A 22,114-nucleotide genomic window follows, 5' to 3' on the forward strand; every position below is an offset into this window, starting at 1 on the left:
GGTGGCGGGTGAGGGGGCGGTGAATTGCCGTCAGTGGGCCTCGCCAAACGGTCGGTAGCGGATTCCGGTGTGGCATTTCGCATCGTATTCAGTGAATGGCTACACGCGTTGATCCCTTTTCATCAACGTTGCTTGACCTGCTTGGACGCGCTTCTTAATCGCTCCTTACCCTATGCCGTTGACCGGTGTTCATCAGCTCTGCTTTCCTTCTTGCCACGCAGGCGGCAAAGACCCGACGGGCAGTCAATTCCGGTGCACGAATGAAATTCGACCGGAACCGGCCCCGACGGAATCCGCCGCCGGCCCTTCCCCACAAAGGGATCGTTCCCGGCCCCCCGGGCCGCGGGACGATCGGCAGAAGAGAGGCACCCTCACCCATGGGTCACTCCCCCAGGACAGGACGCGCGAGGAACGCGGCGTTCACCGCGATCGCGTCGCTCGCGCTCGCCGCCGCCGGCTTGGCCGGCGCGGCCGCTCCGGCCTCCGCGCAGGACGTCTCCAGCTCGCAGGGCAGCTCCACCAACGAGTTCAACCCCTGGAGCCCGCAGGACGGCCACCCCTACCGGCACGGCGCGGTGCCCGGCATGTCCCAGCACGAGAACTACAAGAAGTGGCTCGCCGCCCACAACCAGGCCGCGGCGACGGGCCAGCAGACGCTGTCGTACGGCGGCGGCGTCGACGGCATCGGCGTGCAGAGCGGGCACTCCAAGGTCTACCTGGTGTTCTACGGCAACCAGTGGGGCACCCAGAGCACCGACGCCAACGGCAACGCGAAGTTCACCAACGACTCGGCCGGCGCCGCCGGTGCCACCCAGCAGATGTTCAAGGGCATCGGCACCAACGGCGAGACCTGGTCCGCCGACCTGACCCAGTGGTGCGACGGCCCCAACGTCGCCACCGGTGCCGTGAGCTGCCCGTCCAACGCCAACTTCATCCCGTACCAGAGCGGCGGCGTCCTGTCCGGCGTCTGGTACGACAACGCGGCCGCCTCGCCGAGCCAGGCCAGCGGCAACCAGCTCGCCCAGGAGGCCGTCAAGGCCGCCGGCCACTTCGGCAACACCACCGCCGCCGCCAACCGGGACGCGTACTACATCGTCCTGTCGCCGCACGGCACCAACCCGGACGACTACCAGAACCCCACCACCGGGTACTGCGCCTGGCACGACTGGAACGGTGACACCACCCTCACCGGCGGTGCGGCGAGCTCGCCCTACGGCGACATCGCCTTCTCCAACCAGCCGTACAACATCGACGCGGGCTCCAACTGCGGCGTCGGCTTCGTCAACTCGCCCGGCACGCTGGACGGCTGGACGATGACCCTCGGCCACGAGTGGCACGAGATGATGTCCGACCAGAACCCGGCCGGCGGCTGGACCAACCACGTCTCCGGCAGCAGCTACAACGGCCAGGAGAACTCCGACGAGTGCGCCTGGATCCAGCCCGGCAGCACCGGCGGCGCCGCCAACGTCTCCTTCGGCTCCTTCGGCAGCTACGCCGAGCAGGCCAGCTGGTCCAACGACACCAACTCCTGCGCGATCTCGCACGCCATCCTGACCCACGGCAACGCGGTCACCGTCACCAACCCGGGCAACCAGAGCGGCACCGTCGGCACGGCGGCCAGCCTGCAGATCAACGCCACCGACTCGGCCACCGGCCAGACGCTGAGCTACTCGGCCACCGGCCTGCCGGCCGGCCTGTCGATCAACTCCTCCACCGGCCTGATCTCCGGCACCCCGACCACCGCCGGCACCTCCAGCGTCACGGTCACCGCCACCGACGGCACCGGCGCCGCCGGCAACACCGCCTTCACCTGGACCGAGTCCACCAGCGGGGGCGGCGGCAACCCCGTCACCAACGGCGGGCTGGAGAGCGGCAGCCTGACCGGCTGGACCACCGCCGGCAGCACCTCCGCCACCACCTCCGCCGCCCACAGCGGCAGCTACGGCGCGATGGTCGGCTCCACCAACCCGACCGGGGACTCCTCGATCGCCCAGACCTTCACCGCGCCGACCGGCTCCAGCACGCTGTCCTTCTGGTACAGCAACACCTGCGACGACACCATCACCTACGACTGGGCCACCGCCACCCTGAAGGACAACACCACCGGCACGACCACCACGGTCCTGGCCAAGACCTGCACCACCGTCGGCACCTGGACCAACAAGACGGCGGCCGTCACCCCGGGCCACTCCTACACCCTCACCCTGAGCAACCACGACGACAACTACCCGGGTGACCCGACCTACACCTACTACGACGACGTGACCGTCTCCTGACCACCGTCGCGCCGAACGCACCGGGGTGGGCCCAGCGCCCGCCCCGGTGCCGTTTGCGGCCCGGTGCCGTCCGGCGGGATCCGAACCGGCCGCCGGTGCGTCGAACCGGTGCCCCTGGAGCAACGGCCCCTGGAACAACGGCCCCTGGAACAACGGCAAGAGGAACCACCGTGAATCCGAGAAGACCCGCCGCCCTGGCACTCGCCGCCGCCCTGCTCAGCCTGACCGGCTGCGCCTCCACCGGAACGGGCCCGTCGACGCCCGCCACCACGTCGGCCACCCCGGGCCCGGCGACGGTCACGGTGGACGAGCACGCCGACCGCACCACCGTGCGGATCGCGGTCGGCGCGACGCTGACGCTCGCACTCCACAGCACCTACTGGTCCGCCGCCACCAGCTCCGCCCCCGAGGTCCTCGCCGCGGACGGCGCCCCGAGCACCGCCCCGTCCCCGTCCTGCCGCCCCGGCGGCGGCTGCGGCACCGTCACCGCGGCCTTCACCGCCCGCGCGGCCGGCACCGCCCGCCTCACCGCCACCCGGACCTCCTGCGGGGAGGCCCTCAACTGCCCGCCCGGGCAGCGGAGTTACGAGGTCACGGTGGACGTCGAGGGCTGAGGAGCGAGCGTTTCGACGCGCTGAGGGCCGCTCCCCGTCGAGCGAAATTCACGGCCCGGGGTCTACCCGCATAGACAGCGATACGCCATCCTGGTGCGATGCCGGTCCTCGGAGCCCGGGGGTCGAGTCGTAGGCACGTCATCCTGACCGGGAGATGCAGATGAAGCCACGCACCGCAGCCACCGTCGTCGCCCTGGCCCTGGCCGGCCTCGCCCTCTCGGCGCCCACGGCCGGCGCCAGCGGTACCAAGCTGTCGCAGTCGGCGGCCGCCAGCCAGCTCAGCGGCGCCGGCATCACGTGGAGCTCCAGCGGGGGCTGCACCACCAGGTCCAACTCCACCTGCACCTCGTTCGACCAGATCAACTCGGGCACGGTGAGCGCCGTCATCACCCTGAAGCAGGCCAGCGGCTGCGCCATCAACATCACGGGCGGGACGGAGGTGGGTCACGCCTCTGGCACCTACAGCCACTACAACGGCTACAAGGTCGACGTCTCCCGCAGCTCCTGCATCGACAACTACATCCAGAACAGCTTCACCTACATCGGCCTCCGGGGCGACGGCTACCCGCAGTGGAAGGCCGCGTCGGGCAACCTGTACTGCAACGAGGGCAGCCACTGGGACATCACCGTCTACTGACGCCGACCCGTCCTGACACGAGGAGAAGGCCGGTAGCGGGGTCGCAGCCGATGGGCTGCGACCCCGCCCGGTGTCGCAGCCCGAGCCGGGAGGAGGGTCAGTCGCCCAGTACGGCGATCCGGCCGGTGCTGAGCCCGGCGGCGACGCGATGGACGGCGTCCGCGGCGCCGGCCAGCGGCACCCGGGCGCTCACCAGGGGCCGGACGGCGCCCCGCTCGGCGAGCCTGGTGAGCTCGTCGTGGGCGGTGCGGACGGCGCGCGGGTCGTGGGTGTTGTAGAGGCCCCAGTGCAGGCCGAGGATCGAGTAGTTCTTCACCAGGGCGTGATTGAGCGCCGGGGTGGGGATCCGCCCGCCGGCGAAGCCGACCACCACGATCCGGCCCTCGAAGGCGACGCACCTGGCGGAGCCGGTGTAGGCCTCGCCGCCGACCGGGTCGAAGACCACGTCCGCGCCGCGCCCGTCGGTGGCCTCCTTGACGGCGGCGACGAAGTCCCGCTCCCGGCGGTCCACCACCAGGTCGGCGCCGAGTGCCCGCGCGGCCCGCGCCTTCGACGGCCCGCCGACCACGGCGATCACCCGCGCCCCGGCGGCCAGGCCGAGCTGGACCGCCGCGCTGCCGACCCCGCCGGCCGCCGCGTGCACCAACAGGGTCTCGCCGGCCCGCAGTCGGGCCCGCCGGTGCAGCCCGAACCAGGCGGTCTGGTGACCGATGTGCAGGCCGGCCGCCTCGGCGTCGTCCAGCGCCTCGGGCGCCGGGAACGCGGCGTCGGCGTCCAGCAGCGCGTACTCGGCGAAGGCGCCGTGCGGCAGCACCGGGTTGCCGATCAGCCGCTCGCCCCGCCGGGCGCCGTCCACCACCTCGCCGCACAGCTCCACGCCGGGCGTGAACGGCAGCGGCGGGCGGACCTGGTACTGCCCGCGCACCATCAGCGCGTCCGGGAAGTTGACGGCCGCCGCCCGCACCCGGACCAGCAGCTGCCCCGGCCCGGGCACCGGCCGCGCGACGTCCTCGGCCAGCCGCATCACCTCGGCGGGCTCGCCGAGTTCGCCCACCTGCCAGGCCCTCACAGCACTTCGCTCCTCTCCAGCCCCTGCTGGAGCCGGTTCATCCCGGCGAGCCAGCGGTCCGGCTCGGTGGCCCGGACGCGGCAGTAGTCGGCGACCTCGGGGTGCGGCAGCAGGAGGAAGCGCTCCGCGCGCATCCCGTCCAGCGCCGCCTCGGCGACGTCCGCCGGGTCGAGTGCGGTGGGGGCGAGCAGCGCCTCGCCGACCGCGCCGGTGGAGGCGAGCAGGTCGGTGCGCACGCCCTGCGGGCAGAGCGCGTGCACCCGCACGCCCCGGTGGCGGTAGGTCGCGGAGAGCCACTCGGCGAAGGCCAGTGCGCCGTGCTTGGTGACGGAGTACGGGGCGGAGCCCAGCATGGTGAGCAGCCCGGCGGCGGAGACGGTGGCCAGGAAGCGGCCCTCGCCGCGCTCCAGCCAGCGGGGGAGCAGCAGGTCGGCGGCCCGGACGTGGGCCATGACGTTGACCTCCCAGGCGCCCGCCCAGGCCGCGGCGGGCGCGTCGGCCCCGCCGGCCGGGGCGACGCCCGCGTTGGCGCACCACACGTCGATCTCGCCCAGCTCGGCGCGGGCCCGCCCGACCAGCTCGGCCAGGCCCTCGGCGGAGGCCGCGTCCCCGGGCAGCGCGGTGCCCGCGCACTCCTTCGCCACGGCGCGGGCGGCCTCGGCGTCCAGGTCGTTGACCACCACCCGGGCGTCGGCCGCGGCGAAGGCCCGGGCCAGCGCGGCGCCGATGCCCCGGCCGGCGCCGGTCACCACCATGCCCCGGCCGGCGAACTCCCGGCCGTCCGGCACCTGGTTGTCCGGCGCCTGGCCGTTCGGCGTGGGGCCGTCGAGTGCCCCGGTGGTCACATGCCACCGCCGAGGGTGACCCCGCCGTCCAGGACCAGGGTCTGGCCGGTGATCCAGCCGGCGTCCGGGGAGAGCAGGAAGGCGACGGCGCCGGCGACGTCCTCGGGGACGCCGAGGCGGCCCAGCGGGTAGGCCTTGGCGACCTTCTCCTCGCGGCCCTCGTACAGCGCCTCGGCGAACTTGGTCTTGACCACGGCGGGGGCGACGGCGTTGACCCGGATGCCCTGGGGGCCCAGCTCGGCGGCGAGTTCGGTGGTGAGCCGGATCAGTGCGGCCTTGCTGACGCCGTACATGCCGATGCCGAGCGAGGCGCGGATGCCGGTGATCGAGGCGACGTTGACGATCGAGCCGCCGTGCTCGCCCATCCACGCGGCGTGCGCGCGGCGGGTCCAGGCCAGCGGGGCGAGCACGTTGACGGCGAGGATCTTCGCGGCGGCGCCCTCGTCGGTGTCCAGGATCGGCCCGAGGACCGGGTTGATGCCGGTGTTGTTGACCAGGTGGTCGAGCCGGCCGAAGGCCTCCAGGGTGCGGGCGATCGCCTCCTCCTGGTGCGCGGGGTTGTCGGCCTTGCCCGCGACGGCGATCGCGTTCTCCGGGCCGCCCAGGTCGCGGACGGCCTCGGCCAGCGGCTCGGGGTTGCGGGCGGTGAGGCAGACCCTGGCTCCGCGGTCGACCAGCTCGCGCGCGATGCCGAGGCCGATGCCCCGGCTCGATCCGGTGACGATGGCCACCCGGCCCTTGAAGGAGTGCACCACGGAGCGTCCTGCCTTTCGTGCGGGAACCTGCGGAAACCTGGGGGAACCTGCGGGAACGTGTGGGGATCGGCGCGGATCTGCGGGGTCTGCCGGGAATCTGCGGGGCCCCGGGGGAATCCCGCCAACTGCTGACTAAGCGCTTGCTCAGCATGCTGTCGGTGCGGGAGCCTGTCAACAGTCCGTCGGACGCCCGCCCCCGCCCGAGGGGGACGACCGGCGCGAAAGCCTGTACGAGTTCTCTGGGAGGATGGCGCCATGACCAGCACCCCGCTCGCCGACCTCTGGCCGACCCTGCCCGGCGCCGACGTCCGCCCCGAAGCGGCGTACCGGCTGCTCCAGGCGGCCGTGGAGTCGTTCGCGGAGCGCGGCTTCCACGCCACCACGACGCGGGACATCGCCACCGCGGCGGGGATGAGCCCGGCGGCGCTGTACATCCACTACCAGTCGAAGGCCGCGCTGCTGGCCGAGATCAGCCAGGCCGGTCACGCCGCCACGCTCACCCTGGTCCGGGATGCGGCGGCCGGCCCGGGCGGCCCGGCCGAGCGGATGCGGCGGCTGGTCGAGCGGTTCACCGCCTGGCACGCCCGGGGCCGGACGGTCGGCCGGGTGGTCAACTACGAGCTGCACGCGCTGCCCGAGGACGCCTACGCGGTGGTCGCCGCGCTGCGGCTGGACATCGAGCGGGAGGTCAGCGCGCTGATCGAGGCGGGCGTGGCGGCGGGGGAGTTCCAGGTGGTGGAGGTGCGGACGGCGGCCCGCGCGGTCACCTCGCTGGGCATCGACGTCTCCCGCTGGTACACCGGCAACTCCACCGAGGCGCCGGAGGAGCTCGGACGCCGCTACGGGGAGCTGGTGCTGCGGATGCTCGGCGCCCGGGTCTGAGGGACGGGAGCCCCGCGGGCCGCCCCGGGGCCCCGGGCCCCTTGACCCGCTGCGGCGAGGCGAGCAGACTCGTATACGAAGTACGTTTTTCCCGTACGTGTGCCTCGTAAATGTACGGACAAACCCAGGGCGCCCGCCACGACCGATCGTGGCGGGCACCCTGGCTGTCGGGCACTGTGGCTTCGGGGCCTCCCTGCGGAGTTTCAGACGGTGGCCAGGCAGAACTGCACCAGCCCCGCGTCCACGTCGAGGACGATCTGCTCCATCTCCGCCCACCGGGGGTGGAACTCGGTGCCCCACTCGACGGTGAAGCCGAGCACCTTCCCCTGGTCCGGGTCGGCGAAGGCGCGGGAGTAGACGTAGTCGTCGCTGGTGCCGCTGGTCGGGTACAGATGGAACCCGCTCATCGGCTTGTACGCCAGGCCTCGTACGCCGTTGACGCCCTTGCAGAACGCCTCGGCGAGCAGCACGGCGGCGTCCTCGTCGTCCTTGGGGATGTACTCGGCGTACGTGAGGTCGCCGGGCAGGCCGCGCTTGCCGTCGTAGTCGGAGTTGCGGAAGTTCATGTCGGGGTCGACCGACTGGTTCTCGTCGTCGCCCCAGTTGTAGAGCATGTCCTGGGAGTAGCTGTGCACGTCGACGAACCACCGGGTCAGCGGGAGCTGGTCCAGCAGCCACTGGACGTTGCGGGTCTCCGGTTCGGAGAACGCGCTCGGGCCGGCGTAGACCTGCTGGTCGCACGGGTCGTTCGACACCTGGGGGTTGGCGCCCGGGGCGAAGGCGGTGGCGAAGTCGAAGAGGAAGTCGTAGTTGCGGTTGAGGTCGACGCCGACGCAGTCCGGGGCCGGGTTGCCGCCGGCGTTCGCCGGGTTGCGGTTCTTGCGCCACATGGGCCTGACGGTCTGGCTGTAGTGCCGGCCGTCGGGGTTGACCAGCGGATAGAACACCAGGTCCAGCCGCTGGAGCAGGCCGCTGACCTGACCGGCGGTGAAGGCGGTGCCGCCGTAGCCGAGGCCGGTGCCGTCCCGGTGGGCCTCCAGCAGGTCGGCGGCGAGGTGGATGAGGATCTCGCAGCTGCCCCATTCGCGGGCGTGGACGCCCCCGATCATCATGACGCACGGTTTGGGGGCCGGCGCGGGTTCGCCGATCAGCAGGGCGTGGGCGGTGCGGCCCTCGAACGAGGGCTCGGGCAGGGTGACGAGTTGGGTCAGGTCGGGGAAGGCGGTGGCCAGGCTGGTCACGGCGGACTCGACCTCGGTGACGTTCAGGTACGGCATGGCGGGCCTCCCGGGTCAGCCGGAGAGCTTGGCGGCCAGGCCGCGCGGGACGGCGTCGGCGGGGGCGAAGCGGTCGCCGCTGCCGACCTCGGCCTGGGCGGCGCGCCCGGCCTCGCTGGCGTTGCCGATCAGGGTGACCGTGACGCCCTCGCGTTCGAGGGCCGGGATCCGGTCGGCCGGGGCGTAGACGTCGATGCCGACGCGGCCGTCCTCCTCGACGCGCGGGCGTCCGCCGACGTCGGGGCGGGTGTCGCGCAGCAGCGCGCGCAGGGTCTCCGGGTCCTTGGCGGTGACACGGAGGCGCAGGATGTCATCCGGGGGTGGTGTGTCGGGTACGGAGGACATGGGGGCTTCTTCCCGGGCGCCGTCAGCGGGCTGCCGGTGGCGCCGATTCGAGCGGATATGTCCGACGTGTACCTCGTATCCTCAGGATGCGTCGCCGCCGTAGAAGCCGTCAAGGGGTGGCTCGGGCATCCCGTCGAGCAGGCTGTCCAGGCCGCTCAGCATCTCGGCCTCGTCGTCGAAGTCGGCGAACCGGGGCACCAGGGCGCGCAGCCGGGGGTAGTCGGTGGCGGACAGCCGGTGCAGGCCGAGCCGCAGCGCGGGGTCAGGCTCGCTCGGGTTGTCGACCACCTGGCGCTTGTCCACCAGCATGCAGCCGAGGTTCCAGGCGACGAAGCTGCGGTAGACGGTCAGCGAGCCGGCGTCGTCGAAGCCGGCCCGGCCGAGTACGGCCAGGATGTGCTCGGTGAGGTCCAGCACCGAGGTCGGGCGCCGGGCCACCGGGACGGCCAGCGGGCGGGTCGCGACCAGCGGCAGGATCTCGGGGTGGGCGTGCGCGGTGGCGGCGAACGCCTGGGCGATCCGGCGCAGTTCGGCGCGCCAGCCGTCATGGTGGGGGCCGCGGACGGAGCCGGCCCGCAGCCGGGCGTTGATCTCGTCGAAGTAGGCCTCGACCAGGCCGTCGATCAGCGCCTCCTTGCCCGGGGTGTAGCGGTACAGGGCCATCGACTCCACGCCGAGCTCGGTCGCCAGCCTGCGCATGGTCAGCGCACCCAGGCCCTCGCGGTCGACCAGGGCCACGGCGGCGCCCAGCACCAGCGGGCGGCTCAGCCGCCCCCGCTTCTCGGAGGCGTCCTGCTCGGCCATCTCCGCACTCCTCCGGGTCGGTGCCGGTGTCGCCGGCCCGCGCCCCGGCCGCTCGGCCGGCTCGACGGACCAGTCACGACGCGGGGCCCGTTTCCGGGCCGGGCTTCGGCGGATGTCACTCAGCGGATACAGAACCAGGATACAAGGTATGAATCGGACGTAAATGGTTGAGCGGACTCCGGCGGCCGATTTCGCCGATCCCGCTGGTCAGCCGACCCGGGGTGGGGTGGGGGTGGGGTGCGGCTGTGGCAACGGCGGTGGCGGGGCCGGTCGCGGTGTGTGACGCCGCTGTGGGCGGGGGAGTGTGCGTTCGGTCGGGTGGGAGTCGGGCGGCGAGTGCGGTGACCAGCGGTGGGCTCGGGGTGGGTGGGGGCGGGGCGTGGCTGTGGCAACGGCGGTGGCGGGGCCGGTCGCGGTGTGTGACGCCGCTGCGCGTGGAGAAGGGTGCGTTCAGTCGAGCAGCAGCCGGACGGCGAGTGCGGCGACCAGTGCGGCGGAGCCGAGCGCGGTGAGCAGCCCCGCGGCCAGCGCGGCCCTCACGCGCGTGCGGCGTCGGGCCTCCGGGGACGGCGGGGCTGCTGCTGGACCGGGACCGGGAGGGTGGCGGCGGGTGCGGACAGCGGACGGGTGGGGGAGTCGGTCACGGGCCGATGGTGGCGGCCCGGCCGCGGGTGCGGCAAACGGTTTTCCGGGCGCCCGGGATAGCGTGGGGCCGACCCCGTGATCGCCGTCCCGAAGAGAACCGAGGAGAGCCGATGGACAGTCAGAACGACCCGGTGCGCGCGCTGTTGGTGGAGATCTGGGCCTCGTGGGCGGAGCGGGGCGCCGCCCTGGCCGCCGAGGACTGGGAGCGGTCCACCCGGCTGCCCGGGTGGACCGTGCGGGAGCTGTTCGCGCACGTGGCGCCGGTGCCGGAGATGTTCGCCGGGCTGCGCGCGGCCGTCCTGGACGCGCCGGCCGAGGTGGTGGACGGGGCCGGTATCCTGCGCGCCTACAACCGTCCTGGCGGTATCGCCCACACCGCCGCCGAGCAGGTCGCCGAGGCGGCGAAGCAGTCCGCCGAGGCGGCCGAACCCGCAGTGCTGATCGCCCGGTTGGGCGTCGAGGGCCCCGCCGCGCTGGACGGCATCGCGGACCTGTCGCCGGGCGCCACGGTGGCGCACCCACTGCTCGGCAGTGTGACGGTCGGCGCGCTCGGCGAGGTGGCGTTGATGGAGGCGACCGTCCATCTGCTCGACCTGGTCGCGGCCGTCGGCGGCCCGCCGCCCGCCGAGGAGGCGCTGGACTTCACCCGCGCGCTGCTGGCGCGGGTCGCCGACCCGGTGGCCTTCATCGAGGCGGCGACCGGCCGCGGCGCGCGGGCGGTGCTGCCGGTCGTCCGGTGAGGGTGGGGCGTACACGTATCATGTCATGAGCCTTTCAAAGGCGCGGGCTTGCTGTCACGCTGCTGCTCCCGGCCCGCTCCCCACGAGAGGCTCCGATGAGAAGAATCCTGCCTGCCCTGACCGGCGCCGCCCTGTTCGCGGCAGTCGGCCTCGCGGCGCTCGCCACCCCCAATGTGGCGAGCGCCGCGGACTGCACACCCGCCCAGGTGGTGGCCAACGGCGGTTTCGAGTCCGGCGGTTCGTCCTGGACGGCGCCGAGCGGCGCGATCACCGCGGACAGCGGCCAGAGCGCGCACTCCGGCAGCTCCTACGCCTGGCTCGACGGCTACGGCTCCAGCCACACCGACACCCTCTCGCAGTCCGTCACCCTCCCCGCCGGGTGCGGCACCGCGACGCTCGGCTTCTGGCTGCACGTCGACACCGCCGAGACCACCGGCAGCACCGCCTACGACAAGCTCACCGTCAAGCTCGGCTCCACCACGCTGGCGACCTACTCCAACCTGGACGCCCGCAGCGGGTACGTGCACAAGACCCTCGACGTCTCCGCCTTCGCGGGCCAGAGCGCGACCCTCGCCTTCACCGGCGTCGAGGACGCCAGCCTGCAGACCAGCTTCGTGCTGGACGACGTCACCCTGGACGCCTCCGGCGGCGGCACCCCGCCCCAGCCCGGCGACCCGACCCGCACCCCGGTCTCGCCGACGTACACCGTCGCGCTCACCAGCGACGCCTCCGGCGGCAGTTGGACCGGGCACGAGAGCGTGAGCTTCAGCAACGCCTCGTCCTCGCCGCTGAACGAGGTGTACCTGCGGCTGTGGGACAACGCCCACGGCAGCTGCCCCAGCACCCCGATCACGGTGACCAACGTGACCGGCGGCACGCCCTCCCCGCTCACGGTGAACTGCACCGCGCTCAAGATCACCCTGCCGGCCCCGCTCGCGCAGGGCCAGAGCGGCACCGTCGGCTTCGACCTCGGCATCACCGTGCCGAGCGGCGCGGACCGCTTCGGCCACGACGGCGCGTACAACTTCCTCGGCAACGCCCTGCCCGTCCTGGCGATACGGGACGCGGCCGGCTGGCACCTCGACCCGTACACCAACAACGGCGAGTCCTTCTACTCGGTGGCCTCGGACTTCACCGTCACCCTGGACCACCCGACCGGCCTGCTGGTGCCCGCGACCGGCACCTCGGTGGACACCCCCGGCACGGCCGGACGGACCGTCACCAAGGCGACCGCGAGCAAGGTCCGCGACTTCGCCTGGGGCGCCGGACCGTTCACCAGGATCTCCGGCACCTCCGCGGCCGGGGTGAAGGTCAACGTCTACTCGGTGGCGGGGATCAGCTCCTCCGACTCCGCGTCGATGCTCTCCACCGCGACCTCGGCGGTCGACGCCCACGCCCAGCGCTTCGGCGCCTACCCGTACGGCGAACTGGACGCGGTGATCGACAACAACTTCTGGTTCGGCGGCATGGAGTACCCGGGCTTCGTCCTCGACCTGGTCAGCACCACGGCGCTCACCCACGAGATCGGCCACCAGTGGTGGTACGGCATCGTGGGCGACGACGAGTACAACGGCCCCTGGCTGGACGAGGCCTTCACCGACTACGCCACCGACCTCGCCCTCGGCAAGACCGGCAACAACTGCTGGAACAGCGTCTCCTGGGCCTCCTCGGCGGAGCGGATCACCAACTCGATGGCGTACTGGGACGCCAACTCCTCCCGCTACTCCACGGTCGTCTACGGCTACGGCAAGTGCGCCCTGCACGACCTGCGCCGGACGATCGGCGACACCGCGATGACCACGCTGCTGCGGAACTACGCGCAGGCGCACTGGTACGGCGTCTCCACCACCGCGGAGTTCAAGGCCGCGGCCCAGGCCGCGACCACCGTGGACCTGACCTCCTTCTGGAGCCAGCACCGCATCGACGGCTGAGCGGCCCGCCACCCCTGGCGGCGCCCCCGGTCCCGGCCGGGGGCGCCGCCCCCCTGACGCTCCCTCGGCGCCCCTTGACGCCACCTGGCCCCCGGAGGACGCTGTACGCATACGACATAAGCGTGTGCCGTATGCGGACAGTCGAAAGCACACGACCCAGAGTCGCGAGCTCCCGGCGCAGACCCGACCGCTGGAGCGATCATGTCGACCAACCACTACGTGGCGCTGCCGGACAGCTCCCGCGTTCCGCTCGACGGAGCGCGGGCCATCGGACCGGCCCACCCCCAGACACCCCTGACCGTCACCGTCTACCTGCGCCGCGACCCCGCCGCGCAGCCGCGGCCGGACGTCTACGAGCTGGCGCTCCAGGCGCCGACCCGGCGCGTCCTGCCCACCGACGACCAGTACGCCGCCACCCACCGGTGGCTGGACACCGACCTCAAGGCGGTCGAGGCCTTCGCCGCCGAGCACGGCCTCAAGGTCGAGAACCCGAACCCGTTGGCCCGCAGCGTCCAGCTGACCGGCACCACCCGGGACGTCTCGGACGCCTTCCAGGTGACCCTGGCCCGCTACCGCTACCAGGACGCCAAGGGCAATCCCCGCACCTACCGCGGCCGGGTAGGCCAGATCTTCGTCCCCGCGGAGCTGGACGGCATCGTCAGCCACGTCTTCGGCCTGGACGACCGGCCGATCGGCAGCCGCCTGCTGATCCGCCGGCCCGCCGACGCCGCCCCGGTGGCGCACACCGCCGCGACGGTCCGGCCGGGAGCCTTCCTCCCGCCGCAGCTCCAGGCGCCGTACGCCTACCCGACCGGCACCGACGGGAGCGGGCAGTGCATCGCCGTCCTCGCCTTCAACGGCGAGACGCCGCCCGGCGTCCCGTCCGGCGGCTACTCGCTGGACGCCCTGAGGAACTACTTCGTCAACGTCCTCCACCAGGACATGCCGGACATCACCAACGTGGTGATCCCGGGCGTCGGCACCCCCGGCAACGACCCGGGGCAGGATTCCGACTTCGAGACGGCCGACAGCAGCGGCGAGATCATGCTCGACCTGGCCGTCGTCGGTGCCCTCGCCCCCAAGGCGAAGATCGTCGTCTACTTCAGCCGGTTCACCGAACAGGGCTGGGTCGACCTGATCACCCGGATCGTCAACGACACCGAGAACCGGCCCACGGTGATCTCCTGCAGCTACGGCAACCCCGAGGCCACCGTCGGCAGCCGGTGGACGATCGGGGCGATGAAGCGGGTGGACGCCGCCTGCGCCGGCGCGGCCGAGAAGAACATCAGCGTCTGCTGCGCCTCGGGTGACGACGGCTCCCGCGACCAGGTCGACGACGAGCGCGCCCACGCCGACTTCCCCGCCTCCAGCCCGCACGTGCTCGGCGTCGGCGGCACCCGCCTGGTGGTCCGCCAGGGGCAGGTCGTCAGCGAGGTCTGCTGGGACGACGGCCCGGGCAGCCGGACGGGCGGCGGCATCAGCGCGGTCTTCCCGGTGCCCGCGTACCAGTCCGGCGCCGACGTGCCGCCTTCGGCCGACCCTCCGCACGCGCACGGGCGCGGCGTGCCCGACGTGTCCGCGCTGGCCGACCCGCAGACCGGCGTGGTCGTCCCGAGCGTCGACGGCATGCACTTCAACCAGATCGGCGGCACCAGCGCCGCCGCCCCGATGTGGTCCGCGCTGCTCGCCCGGATCAACCAGGGCCTGCCCGGCTCCGCCCAGGTCGGCTTCCTCGACCCGCTGCTGTACACGAAGTTCGCGACCGGCGTCCTGCGGGACATCACCCGGGGCAGCAACGGCGCGTACGCCTCCGGGCCCGACTGGGACGCGTGCACCGGCCTCGGCAGCCCCGGCGGCCAGGGGCTGCTGGACGGCCTCAAGGCGCTCTGACGCGGCCCCCCTTGACTCCGGACCTCCCTTGACTCCGGGTCTCCCTCGATCCGGACCCGCCCCGGCTCCGGACGTCGCGGATCCGTCGGACCCCCGCCTCGGCGACGGGGGTCCGACGGTCGGTGGATCAGCCCAGGGCGAGGGCGCGGAGGCGGTCGGCCGCGCCGTTGAAGTAGTTCTGGTCACCGGGGAAGGTGCCGGCGTTGGCGAACTGCCAGAAGGTCTGGTAGCCCCAGCCGTTCGGCAGGGTGCCGACGGAGGAGGCGTAGCGGGCTATCCAGAGCGGGTTGGTGGTGCCGAACCCGCCGTTGTTGCCGGTGCACTGGGTCCACCAGTTGGTGGTGGTGTAGATGGTGGGGTAGCGGCCGGTGCGGGAGTGCACGGTGTTGCTGAAGTCGCGGATCCAGCTGACCATGGCGCTCTGGCTGAGGCCGTAGCAGGTGGCGCCGTAGGGGTTGTACTCGATGTCCAGCGCGGGCGGCAGGGTCTTGCCGTCGGCGGACCAGCCGCCGCCGTGGCTGACGAAGTAGTTGGCCTGGGTGGCGCCGGAGGAGGAGTTCGGCAGCGCGAAGTGGTAGGCGCCGCGGATCAGGCCGGCGTTGTACGAGCCATTGTACTGCTGGGCGAAGGAGGGGTTGGTGTAGCCGGTGCCCTCGGTCGCCTTGACGTAGGCGAACTTGGCGCCGTTGGCGGCCACCGACGACCAGTTGACGTTGCCCTGGTAGCTGGAGACGTCCAGACCGGGGGTCTGGGTGGCGGCGAGGGAGGCGAACGGCGCGGCGGCGCCGCGGCCCTCGCGGGCGGCGACGGTGGAGCCGGCGAAGTCCTGCTCGGGGTGGAAGCCGGGGCGGCCTTCGGCCACGGGGGCGACAGGGGCGGGTTCGGCCGCGTACGCGGGGGCGGCCGCACCGGCGACCAGGGCGGTCGCGGCGGCGAGGGCGGCCAGCGCGGGCAGGCGGCGGGCCGGTCTGTCGGTGCCGGTGGGGCGGGCGGAGCGGGAAGAGCGGGGCATGAGCACTCCTCTGGTCCGAGCGTGGGGAAGGTCGAAATGACCCGGTACGGCCGGGGTCTGATCGGCCGTACCGCAGAGTAGCCATGTACCTGGCACCGCCACCAGGCATCTTTTTTCACATAGTGAACGCATGTCAGATGTGTCGGGGCCCCATGACCGGCAACCGGCGTTGCCGGTCCTGCCCGTTTCCGGCGGCCCGGAACGCGCGCGGAGGCGGTGCCGGCCGCGGTGTCGGAGGCGGTGCCGGGCGCGGTGGCCGGGCCGACGGCGGGAGGGCCCCCGGGGTGCTGGGGTGCGGTCGCCGCTGTGCGACGATGCCCGCGGGTCGGCCACCACGGGCGGCCCCGCACGTGAGGAGAGGACCCGCCATGCCCGAGACCGCCGCCGACTCCGCCCGTCCCGCCGGGGAGCCCGCGTTCCGGCCCGCCACGCCCGCCGACGTCCCGGCGCTGGTCGCGCTGGTCGAGTCCGCCTACCGGGGCGAGTCCAGCCGGGCCGGCTGGACCACCGAGGCCGACCTGCTGGACGGCCGGCGCACCAACCCGGAGGCCGTCACCGAGGCCCTGCGCCACCCCGACGGGCTGGTGCTGCTGGCCGAGCTGGACGGCGAGCCGGTGGCCTGCTGCCAGCTGGAACGGCGTGGCGGGCTGGCCTACTTCGGCATGTTCTCGGTGCGTCCCGGGCTCCAGGGCGGCGGCATCGGACGGGCCGTGCTGGCCGAGGCGGAGCGGCTGGCCGCCGAGGAGTGGGGCGTCGGCGCGATGGAGATGACGGTGATCGAGCAGCGCGCCGACCTGATCGCCTGGTACGAGCGGCGCGGCTTCCGGCGCACCGGCGAGTTCAGCCCGTTCCCGTACGGCGACGAGCGCTTCGGCATTCCCCTGCGGCCGGACCTCCGGTTCGCCCACCTCGTCAAGGAGTTGAAGGCTGGGTCATGAGTGGACGGATGTCCGTGTGCGGAAGTTGACGGCTGCGGCGGTGCTGAACCGGTGGCCGCGAAGGGAGTTGACAGCGGTCGGAAACGGCTCGCCCCCGGGGGAGGGTTCAGTTCCGCCGGAGCGGATTTCCGCAGGTGACGTACCGTCAAGTCGGTGAGCTGGGGCGATGTGGAGAAGTCATACCTCGTTCATTATTGGTCTAGGCCAATGTGAGAGGCTGGGCGCGAACGGCCACGTTCCGCCCGCTGCCCAGGGGGGCCATTTCCGCATGCCCGCACTCCATGGCACCGCCATGCCCGCACCCGACGCCGGTCCGCGCCGGACACCCGCGGACCCCGACGACAACCGACTGCCCGGCCCGCCCGACGACGAGGAGCTCTACTGGTACTTCGGCCCGCAGCGCCGCTGGGTGCTGCTCTGCGCCACCCTCTCCTACGCGGGAGCCACCGCCACGCTCGGCCTGTTCGCCCTCAGCAAGCCGCTGCTCTGGCCGTTCCTGGCGCTCACCCTGCTCAACGCGGCCACCTGGCTGCTCTCACTCGCCGACGGCCAGCGCGCCCGGCGCTTCACCCGCGACTCGCACGACCTGCTGCTACGCGCCTGGAACCCCGCCCGCGCCCCGAGCGTGGACCTGCTGCTGCCGACCGCCGGTGAACCACTGGCCGTCCTGGACAACGCCTACCGGCACACCGCGGCCGTCCGGTGGCCCGGCGAACTGACCGTCCTGGTCCTCGACGACGCCGACCGCCCCGAGGTCCGCGAACTCGCCGAGTCCTACGGCTTCCAGTACCGCGCCCGCCCCGACCGGGGCCGGTTCAAGAAGGCCGGCAACCTCAACCACGGCCTCGCCGAGGGCGCCGGCGAGATCGTCGCCGTCCTGGACGCCGACTTCTGCCCCCGCCCCGACTTCCTGCACCACCTGGTGCCCTACCTCGACAACCCCGGGGTCGGCATCGTGCAGAGCCCGCAGTGCTTCGACACGGACGCCGACATGTCCTGGCTCGAACGCGCCGCGGGAGCCACCCAGGAGATCTTCTACCGCTGGATCCAGCCCTCCCGGGACGCGCAGGACGGCACCGTCTGCTGCGGCACCAACGCCCTCTACCGCCGCGCCGCACTCGAGCGGATCGGCGGCTTCGCCGAGATCGACCACAGTGAGGACCTCTACACCGGCCTCGCCCTCGCCCGCGCCGGATGGGCCACCCGCTACGTCCCCGCGCTGGTCGCCAAGGGCATGTCGCCCACCGGCCTGCCCGCCTTCATCAGCCAGCAGTACCGCTGGTGCCTCGGCTCCCTGGCCCTGGTCCGCGACCCGGACTTCCGCCGGGGGCCGCTCTCCCGATCCGCCCGGCTCTGCTTCTGGAACGGCATCCTCGGCTACGTCACCAGCGCGGTGAACGTCTTCGCCGTGCCGCTGCCCGCCCTGATCATGCTGTTCTTCCGGCCCGAGGAGATCCGGCCCTGGCAGGTGCTGCCGTTCCTGCCGCCGATCTGGGTCGCCCTGGTGCTGCTGCCCGCGATGTCCCGCACCCGCTGGCGCTTCGAGGTCACCCGGGTCCAACTCCTCGGCGGGCTCTGCCACGTGGTCGCCATCGCGCACGCGCTGCGCCGCCGCTCGGCCGACTGGGTGCCCACCGGTGCCGTGTCCGGCGGCAGTTCGCTCGCCCGCACCGTCGCCCGGATCGGGGTCGGCTGGCTCGGGCTCGTCGTCCTCGCCGGCGCCGCCGGACTGGTCCGGGCCGCGCTGCTGTACGGCTGGCGGCCGTACTGGGCGCTCGCCGGACTGCTCGCGCTCACCGCGTACACCATGGTCCCGCTGATCCGGGAGCTGTGGCCGCTGCTGAACGGGACCGGCGGAAAGGGCACGCCCGTCGGCGAGGTCGCCGCACCCGCACCGGGCCGCTCCGAGCTCCGGTTCGGACGGGCCGAGGCCGTCGCCGTCACCGCCGTGCTGCTGCTGTGCGGGCTGCTGGCCTCCGGCTGGGCCGACCCGCTGATCTTCTGACGCTCCGTCAGAAGCCCCGTACCGCTCGATCGTTGCGTTTCCTTGCGCGTCGCCCCACCGGCGCGGACACCGCCCGGCCGCCCCATCGGCCCGGCGGCCCGACAACCGCTGCCAGCCCTGCAAGGAGCACCGCCGTGTCAACGGCCGTACCGCCTTCGTCGCCCTCCGCCGCGTCCACCGCCGCGTCCACCGTCTCGTCCTCGGCGGCGTCCGCCGCCGCCTCCGCCCCACCCGCCGACCTGCTGCCCGGCGTCGTCCGGGTCGACCGGGCACCCGCCGTCCCGCGGCCCGCCACCGTCTCCGGGAGCGGACCGGACCGCCGGCGCACCGCCTTCCGCCCCGACATCGAAGGGCTGCGCGGCGTCGCCGTGCTCTCCGTCCTCGCCTTCCACTCCGCCGTCCCCGGCCTGGCCGGCGGCTTCGTCGGCGTCGACGTCTTCTTCGTCATCTCCGGCTTCCTGATCACCGGCCTGCTCATCGGCCGCCCGCTCGGCCTGTGGGACTTCGCCGCCCGCCGCGCCCGGCGCATCCTGCCCGCCGCCGCCACCGTGCTGGTCGCCACCGCCGTCGCCGGCGGCGCCCTGCTCGACCCGCTGCGCGGCACCGACCTCGCCCGCGACCTGATCGCCTCCGCCGGCCAGTTCGCCAACTGGCGCTTCGTCGGCCTGCAGACCGACTACCTGGCCGCCGAACGCGACCCCAGCCCGCTGCAGCACTTCTGGTCGCTGGGCGTGGAGAACCAGTTCTACCTGCTCTGGGGCGTCCTGCTGCTCGGCCTCGCCCGCCACCTGCACGGGCGCCGCCGCACCCTGGCGACCACCCTCGCCACGGTGGCCGTCGGCGCCGTCTCGCTGGCGCTCTGCCTGCGCTGGACGGACAGCTCCGCGCCGCTCGCCTACTTCTCCACCGGCAGCCGGCTCTGGGAGTTCGCGGCCGGCGCCTGCGCGGCGCTGGCGGGCCCGGCGCTGGCCGCCCGCACCGAGCGGCGTCCGGTGCGCTGGTCGACGCGGTGGTCGCTGCGGACGCTCGGGTGGCTGGGCCTCGCGGCCGTAATCGCGCCGGTGATCCTGTACGACCGCGACACCCCGTTCCCCGGCACCGCCGCGCTGCTGCCCGTCCTCGGCACCGCCGCCGTCCTGCTCGCGGGGCACGGCGCCCCCGGCACCCTCCGCACCGCCGACGCCGGACGGCTGCTCGCCACCCGCCCGCTGCGCGCCGCCGGACGCCTCTCCTACGCCTGGTACCTGTGGCACTGGCCGGTGCTGACCATCGCGCAGGCCCGGTACGGCGCGCTGCCCTGGACCACCCTGCTCGCCCTCACCGTCGCCGCCGCGCTGCCCGCCTGGCTCACCCTGCGCCTGGTCGAGCAGCCGCTGCGGTACGGCAGCAGCCCGGCACCCCGGCGCGGGCTCGCGGTCGGCGCCAGCGCCCTGGTCATCCCGCTGATCGCCGCGCTCACCCTCGGCGGCGGCACCGTGCGCGCGCTCGGCGACCCCTCCTCCGGGCCCGTGGCGGCCCCCGCCGGAGCCGCCGACGGCCCGCTGCTGCTCGCCCCCGGCACCCGGGTGCTCGCCCTGACACCCTCGCTGGCCCGGGCCCGGGAGGACTTCCCGCCCGGCAAGGGCTGCGAGATCCCGCTCAACGCCGACAGCAGCCCGCGCTGCCTCTTCGGCGCCGAGGACAGCCCCGACCGGATCGTGCTGCTCGGCGACTCCCACGCCGGGCAGTGGATCTCCGCGGGCCTCGCCCTGGCCGAGCAGCGGCACTGGGCCCTGGAGGTCCTGGTCAAGCCCGGCTGCCCGCTGGCCACCCTCACCGTGCGCAACAACGTGCTCGGCCGCACCTTCGAGGAGTGCGACCGCTGGCGCGAGAACACCCTCACCCGACTGGCCTCCGGACCCAGGCCTCGCCTCGTCCTGATGGCCGGCCTCAACCGCTACGGCACCCAGGCCGAGCGCACCGAGGGCTGGACCCGCACCCTGGACCGACTCACCGCGCTCGGCGCCCCGCTCGCCTACCTCGGCGACACCCCGATGCCCGGCAAGGACATCCCCACCTGCCTGGCCGCCTCCGACGGGCGCTCGGACGCCTGCTTCTTCCCGCGCGACACCGCCTTCGAGCCCGACCCGGTGCTGGACGGCGGCCTCGCGGCCCGGTACGGGGTGCGGACCCTCGACCTCGGCCCGCTGCTCTGCCCCGGCACCGGGCCCTCCTGCCCGGCCGTGCTGGAGGGCGTGGTGCTGTACCGGGACACCGGGCACATCACCGACACCCTGGCGCGGGTGCTGGCACCCCGGCTGGACAGGGGGCTGCTGGGGGCGGCGGGGGCCCCGGTCGCCCCGGCGGGTCAGGCCGCTTCGACCGGTCAGGCCGCTCCGGCCGGCCCGACCGGTCAGGCCGCGTCCGTGGCCCCGGGGCCGCCGTCGGCCCAGCCGTGGACTCAGCCGTAGATGTTGCGGCAGAGCCGGGCCGAGTCCGACCCGACCGGCCAGTGGCCCGCCCGCTCGGCCTGATCGCAGATGGTGCTCCGGCCGCCGCCCGAACCCGCCCCGGCACTCGCCGGGGCGGCAGTGCCCGACGGGCCACGGGCCGGAGCCGACGCGTGCGGACTGTGCCCCGGCCGGGGATGCGCGCTCGCCGAGGCGTGCTGGGCGTCGGGCGTCGCGGCGGCCCCCCCACCGGCCCCCGCACCGGCCGCGGGCGCGGCCACGCTCGGCCCGTCCACCGGCACCGCCGTCCCCAGGGTGGGCGGCGGCAGCGGGGACGGCGCCGGCGTGGCCGGGGAGGGGGAGGCCGGCAGCAACTGCGCCGTCGGGTCCGCGGCGGAGGGCGAGGCCTCCGGTAGCGCCGTCACGCCGGTCTCGTCCCCCGGCCCCGGCCCGCACATCACCAGGACGGAGGCCAGCACGGCTCCCGTCCCGACCATCGCGGCCGTCCAGGCCTTGCGCGACAGACGCCTCGGCGGCTCGGGAGTGGACCACGGCGGTAGCGGATTCGTCGGGACCGGTGGCGGCTGCCAAGCGTTCTGCGGCCACTGCCACTGCCCTCCGGTGGGCTGCCCAGTCATGTGCTCGTCCTTCCAGCGGCCCCCCTCGAACGTTTCCGTGCTCAACGAGCGCACCGACGCCGGGATATGACCCGGAAGAGGGGTTTGGACGGGCGTTGATTGCCAGCGCGACACATGCTGGGGGCATGGAGACCAACAGCACGTCCAAACCCCTGGTCGAGGTGGCCGAGCTCCGGGCCGACAGCCGCTACCGCCTCGTCCGCTTCGAGGGCCACGGCTGGGAACCGCTCGAACGGGAAGAGTTCGAGCCGCGCGTCCACCAGCTCTTCCCCGACCTCGACCCACGCGACCCCCAGCGGGTCCACTGGGTCGACCACCCCTGGGAATGGCCCCGCTGGCACCCCGGCGAGGCCTGAACCAGGGCCTGTCTCTTGGATCCTTG

19 protein-coding genes are annotated in these 22,114 nt (G+C 73.5%); 11 read left to right on the plus strand and 8 right to left on the minus strand.

Annotated features, from left to right (window positions below):
* The first annotated feature begins 377 nt into the window (after positions 1-377).
* The 3 genes from ACGF13_RS10435 to ACGF13_RS10445 all read left to right on the plus strand — a co-directional run bounded on the left by ACGF13_RS10435 (position 378) and on the right by ACGF13_RS10445 (position 3,527).
* Positions 378-2,276 carry a putative Ig domain-containing protein gene (locus ACGF13_RS10435; RefSeq protein ID WP_392871483.1) on the plus strand — a complete coding sequence of 633 codons (1,899 nt, stop codon included), beginning with the start codon at positions 378-380 and terminating at the stop codon, positions 2,274-2,276.
* Between the two features lie 170 nt (positions 2,277-2,446).
* The gene (locus tag ACGF13_RS10440; RefSeq protein ID WP_392871486.1) at positions 2,447-2,890 is read left to right on the plus strand and encodes a hypothetical protein; all 444 of its coding nucleotides are present in this window, start codon (positions 2,447-2,449) and stop codon (positions 2,888-2,890) included.
* Between the two features lie 160 nt (positions 2,891-3,050).
* Positions 3,051-3,527 carry a hypothetical protein gene (locus tag ACGF13_RS10445; RefSeq protein WP_392871489.1) on the plus strand — a complete coding sequence of 159 codons (477 nt, stop codon included), beginning with the start codon at positions 3,051-3,053 and terminating at the stop codon, positions 3,525-3,527.
* Positions 3,528-3,624: 97 nt separating this feature from the next.
* Here ACGF13_RS10445 and ACGF13_RS10450 read toward each other — a convergent pair whose 3' ends face one another.
* The 3 genes from ACGF13_RS10450 to ACGF13_RS10460 form a co-directional block, all read right to left on the minus strand.
* A complete protein-coding gene (locus ACGF13_RS10450) occupies positions 3,625-4,596 on the minus strand; it encodes an NADPH:quinone oxidoreductase family protein (RefSeq protein WP_392871491.1) in 972 nt (323 codons plus the stop codon).
* Positions 4,593-5,351, minus strand: coding sequence for an SDR family oxidoreductase (locus ACGF13_RS10455; RefSeq protein WP_392871689.1), 759 nt, complete (start codon positions 5,349-5,351; stop codon positions 4,593-4,595). Before ACGF13_RS10455 ends, ACGF13_RS10450 begins: the two co-directional genes overlap by 4 nt.
* A gap of 86 nt (positions 5,352-5,437) precedes the next feature.
* Entirely contained in the window at positions 5,438-6,196 is a 759-nt protein-coding gene (locus ACGF13_RS10460) for an SDR family oxidoreductase (RefSeq protein WP_392871494.1), read from the minus strand.
* Between the two features lie 255 nt (positions 6,197-6,451).
* Here ACGF13_RS10460 and ACGF13_RS10465 point away from each other — a divergent pair, with 255 nt between their 5' ends.
* Positions 6,452-7,078, plus strand: a complete 627-nt coding sequence (locus ACGF13_RS10465; protein WP_392871496.1) for a TetR/AcrR family transcriptional regulator — start codon at positions 6,452-6,454, stop codon at positions 7,076-7,078.
* Between the two features lie 203 nt (positions 7,079-7,281).
* On the opposite strand, the gene ACGF13_RS10470 is transcribed toward ACGF13_RS10465, so the two are convergent.
* From ACGF13_RS10470 to ACGF13_RS10480, 3 genes are all read right to left on the minus strand, one after another.
* A complete protein-coding gene (locus tag ACGF13_RS10470; protein WP_392871499.1) occupies positions 7,282-8,355 on the minus strand; it encodes a M14 family metallopeptidase in 1,074 nt (357 codons plus the stop codon).
* 15 nt (positions 8,356-8,370) lie between these two features.
* Positions 8,371-8,700, minus strand: a complete 330-nt coding sequence (locus tag ACGF13_RS10475; protein ID WP_392871500.1) for a hypothetical protein — start codon at positions 8,698-8,700, stop codon at positions 8,371-8,373.
* An 81-nt stretch (positions 8,701-8,781) separates the two neighbouring features.
* Positions 8,782-9,504: a TetR/AcrR family transcriptional regulator gene (locus ACGF13_RS10480; protein WP_392871502.1), complete on the minus strand. Its 723-nt coding sequence runs from the start codon at positions 9,502-9,504 to the stop codon at positions 8,782-8,784.
* A 755-nt stretch (positions 9,505-10,259) separates the two neighbouring features.
* On the opposite strand from ACGF13_RS10480, the gene ACGF13_RS10485 reads away from it, so the two are divergent.
* The 3 genes from ACGF13_RS10485 (at position 10,260) to ACGF13_RS10495 (ending at position 14,710) form a co-directional block, all read left to right on the plus strand.
* The gene (locus ACGF13_RS10485) at positions 10,260-10,889 is read left to right on the plus strand and encodes a maleylpyruvate isomerase N-terminal domain-containing protein (protein WP_392871505.1); all 630 of its coding nucleotides are present in this window, start codon (positions 10,260-10,262) and stop codon (positions 10,887-10,889) included.
* A gap of 95 nt (positions 10,890-10,984) precedes the next feature.
* The gene (locus tag ACGF13_RS10490; protein WP_392871508.1) at positions 10,985-12,820 is read left to right on the plus strand and encodes a M1 family aminopeptidase; all 1,836 of its coding nucleotides are present in this window, start codon (positions 10,985-10,987) and stop codon (positions 12,818-12,820) included.
* A 201-nt stretch (positions 12,821-13,021) separates the two neighbouring features.
* Positions 13,022-14,710 carry a protease pro-enzyme activation domain-containing protein gene (locus tag ACGF13_RS10495; protein WP_392871510.1) on the plus strand — a complete coding sequence of 563 codons (1,689 nt, stop codon included), beginning with the start codon at positions 13,022-13,024 and terminating at the stop codon, positions 14,708-14,710.
* A gap of 127 nt (positions 14,711-14,837) precedes the next feature.
* On the opposite strand, the gene ACGF13_RS10500 is transcribed toward ACGF13_RS10495, so the two are convergent.
* Positions 14,838-15,722, minus strand: a complete 885-nt coding sequence (locus tag ACGF13_RS10500) for a lysozyme (protein WP_392871516.1) — start codon at positions 15,720-15,722, stop codon at positions 14,838-14,840.
* A 368-nt stretch (positions 15,723-16,090) separates the two neighbouring features.
* Between ACGF13_RS10500 and ACGF13_RS10505 the strand changes: the two genes are divergently transcribed.
* From ACGF13_RS10505 to ACGF13_RS10515, 3 genes are all read left to right on the plus strand, one after another.
* Positions 16,091-16,660, plus strand: coding sequence for a GNAT family N-acetyltransferase (locus ACGF13_RS10505; protein ID WP_392871519.1), 570 nt, complete (start codon positions 16,091-16,093; stop codon positions 16,658-16,660).
* Between the two features lie 268 nt (positions 16,661-16,928).
* On the plus strand, positions 16,929-18,665 hold the full coding sequence (locus tag ACGF13_RS10510) for a glycosyltransferase family 2 protein (protein WP_392871522.1): 1,737 nt from the start codon (positions 16,929-16,931) through the stop codon (positions 18,663-18,665).
* A gap of 134 nt (positions 18,666-18,799) precedes the next feature.
* Positions 18,800-21,115, plus strand: a complete 2,316-nt coding sequence (locus tag ACGF13_RS10515; RefSeq protein ID WP_392871525.1) for an acyltransferase family protein — start codon at positions 18,800-18,802, stop codon at positions 21,113-21,115.
* On the opposite strand, the gene ACGF13_RS10520 is transcribed toward ACGF13_RS10515, so the two are convergent.
* Positions 21,106-21,732 carry a hypothetical protein gene (locus ACGF13_RS10520; RefSeq protein WP_392871527.1) on the minus strand — a complete coding sequence of 209 codons (627 nt, stop codon included), beginning with the start codon at positions 21,730-21,732 and terminating at the stop codon, positions 21,106-21,108. The two genes, ACGF13_RS10515 and ACGF13_RS10520, sit on opposite strands and share 10 nt — an antisense overlap.
* A 125-nt stretch (positions 21,733-21,857) precedes the next feature.
* On the opposite strand from ACGF13_RS10520, the gene ACGF13_RS10525 reads away from it, so the two are divergent.
* Positions 21,858-22,088: a hypothetical protein gene (locus tag ACGF13_RS10525; RefSeq protein ID WP_392871530.1), complete on the plus strand. Its 231-nt coding sequence runs from the start codon at positions 21,858-21,860 to the stop codon at positions 22,086-22,088.
* The last annotated feature ends 26 nt before the right edge of the window (positions 22,089-22,114 follow it).

It is taken from the genome of Kitasatospora sp. NPDC048286 (assembly GCF_043201735.1).
GTDB lineage: Bacteria > Actinomycetota > Actinomycetes > Streptomycetales > Streptomycetaceae > Kitasatospora.

Bases quoted from the DNA above. Each gene is read 5' to 3' on its own strand.
- ACGF13_RS10435 (WP_392871483.1), top strand. From the start codon at position 378: ATGGGTCACTCCCCCAGGACAGGACGCGCGAGGAACGCGGCGTTCACC.
- ACGF13_RS10445 (WP_392871489.1), top strand. From the start codon at position 3,051: ATGAAGCCACGCACCGCAGCCACCGTCGTCGCCCTGGCCCTGGCCGGC.
- ACGF13_RS10455 (WP_392871689.1), bottom strand. From the start codon at position 5,351: ATGGTGGTGACCGGCGCCGGCCGGGGCATCGGCGCCGCGCTGGCCCGG.
- ACGF13_RS10465 (WP_392871496.1), top strand. From the start codon at position 6,452: ATGACCAGCACCCCGCTCGCCGACCTCTGGCCGACCCTGCCCGGCGCC.
- ACGF13_RS10470 (WP_392871499.1), bottom strand. From the start codon at position 8,355: ATGCCGTACCTGAACGTCACCGAGGTCGAGTCCGCCGTGACCAGCCTG.
- ACGF13_RS10475 (WP_392871500.1), bottom strand. From the start codon at position 8,700: ATGTCCTCCGTACCCGACACACCACCCCCGGATGACATCCTGCGCCTC.
- ACGF13_RS10480 (WP_392871502.1), bottom strand. From the start codon at position 9,504: ATGGCCGAGCAGGACGCCTCCGAGAAGCGGGGGCGGCTGAGCCGCCCG.
- ACGF13_RS10485 (WP_392871505.1), top strand. From the start codon at position 10,260: ATGGACAGTCAGAACGACCCGGTGCGCGCGCTGTTGGTGGAGATCTGG.
- ACGF13_RS10490 (WP_392871508.1), top strand. From the start codon at position 10,985: ATGAGAAGAATCCTGCCTGCCCTGACCGGCGCCGCCCTGTTCGCGGCA.
- ACGF13_RS10495 (WP_392871510.1), top strand. From the start codon at position 13,022: ATGTCGACCAACCACTACGTGGCGCTGCCGGACAGCTCCCGCGTTCCG.
- ACGF13_RS10500 (WP_392871516.1), bottom strand. From the start codon at position 15,722: ATGCCCCGCTCTTCCCGCTCCGCCCGCCCCACCGGCACCGACAGACCG.
- ACGF13_RS10505 (WP_392871519.1), top strand. From the start codon at position 16,091: ATGCCCGAGACCGCCGCCGACTCCGCCCGTCCCGCCGGGGAGCCCGCG.
- ACGF13_RS10510 (WP_392871522.1), top strand. From the start codon at position 16,929: ATGCCCGCACTCCATGGCACCGCCATGCCCGCACCCGACGCCGGTCCG.
- ACGF13_RS10520 (WP_392871527.1), bottom strand. From the start codon at position 21,732: ATGACTGGGCAGCCCACCGGAGGGCAGTGGCAGTGGCCGCAGAACGCT.
- ACGF13_RS10525 (WP_392871530.1), top strand. From the start codon at position 21,858: ATGGAGACCAACAGCACGTCCAAACCCCTGGTCGAGGTGGCCGAGCTC.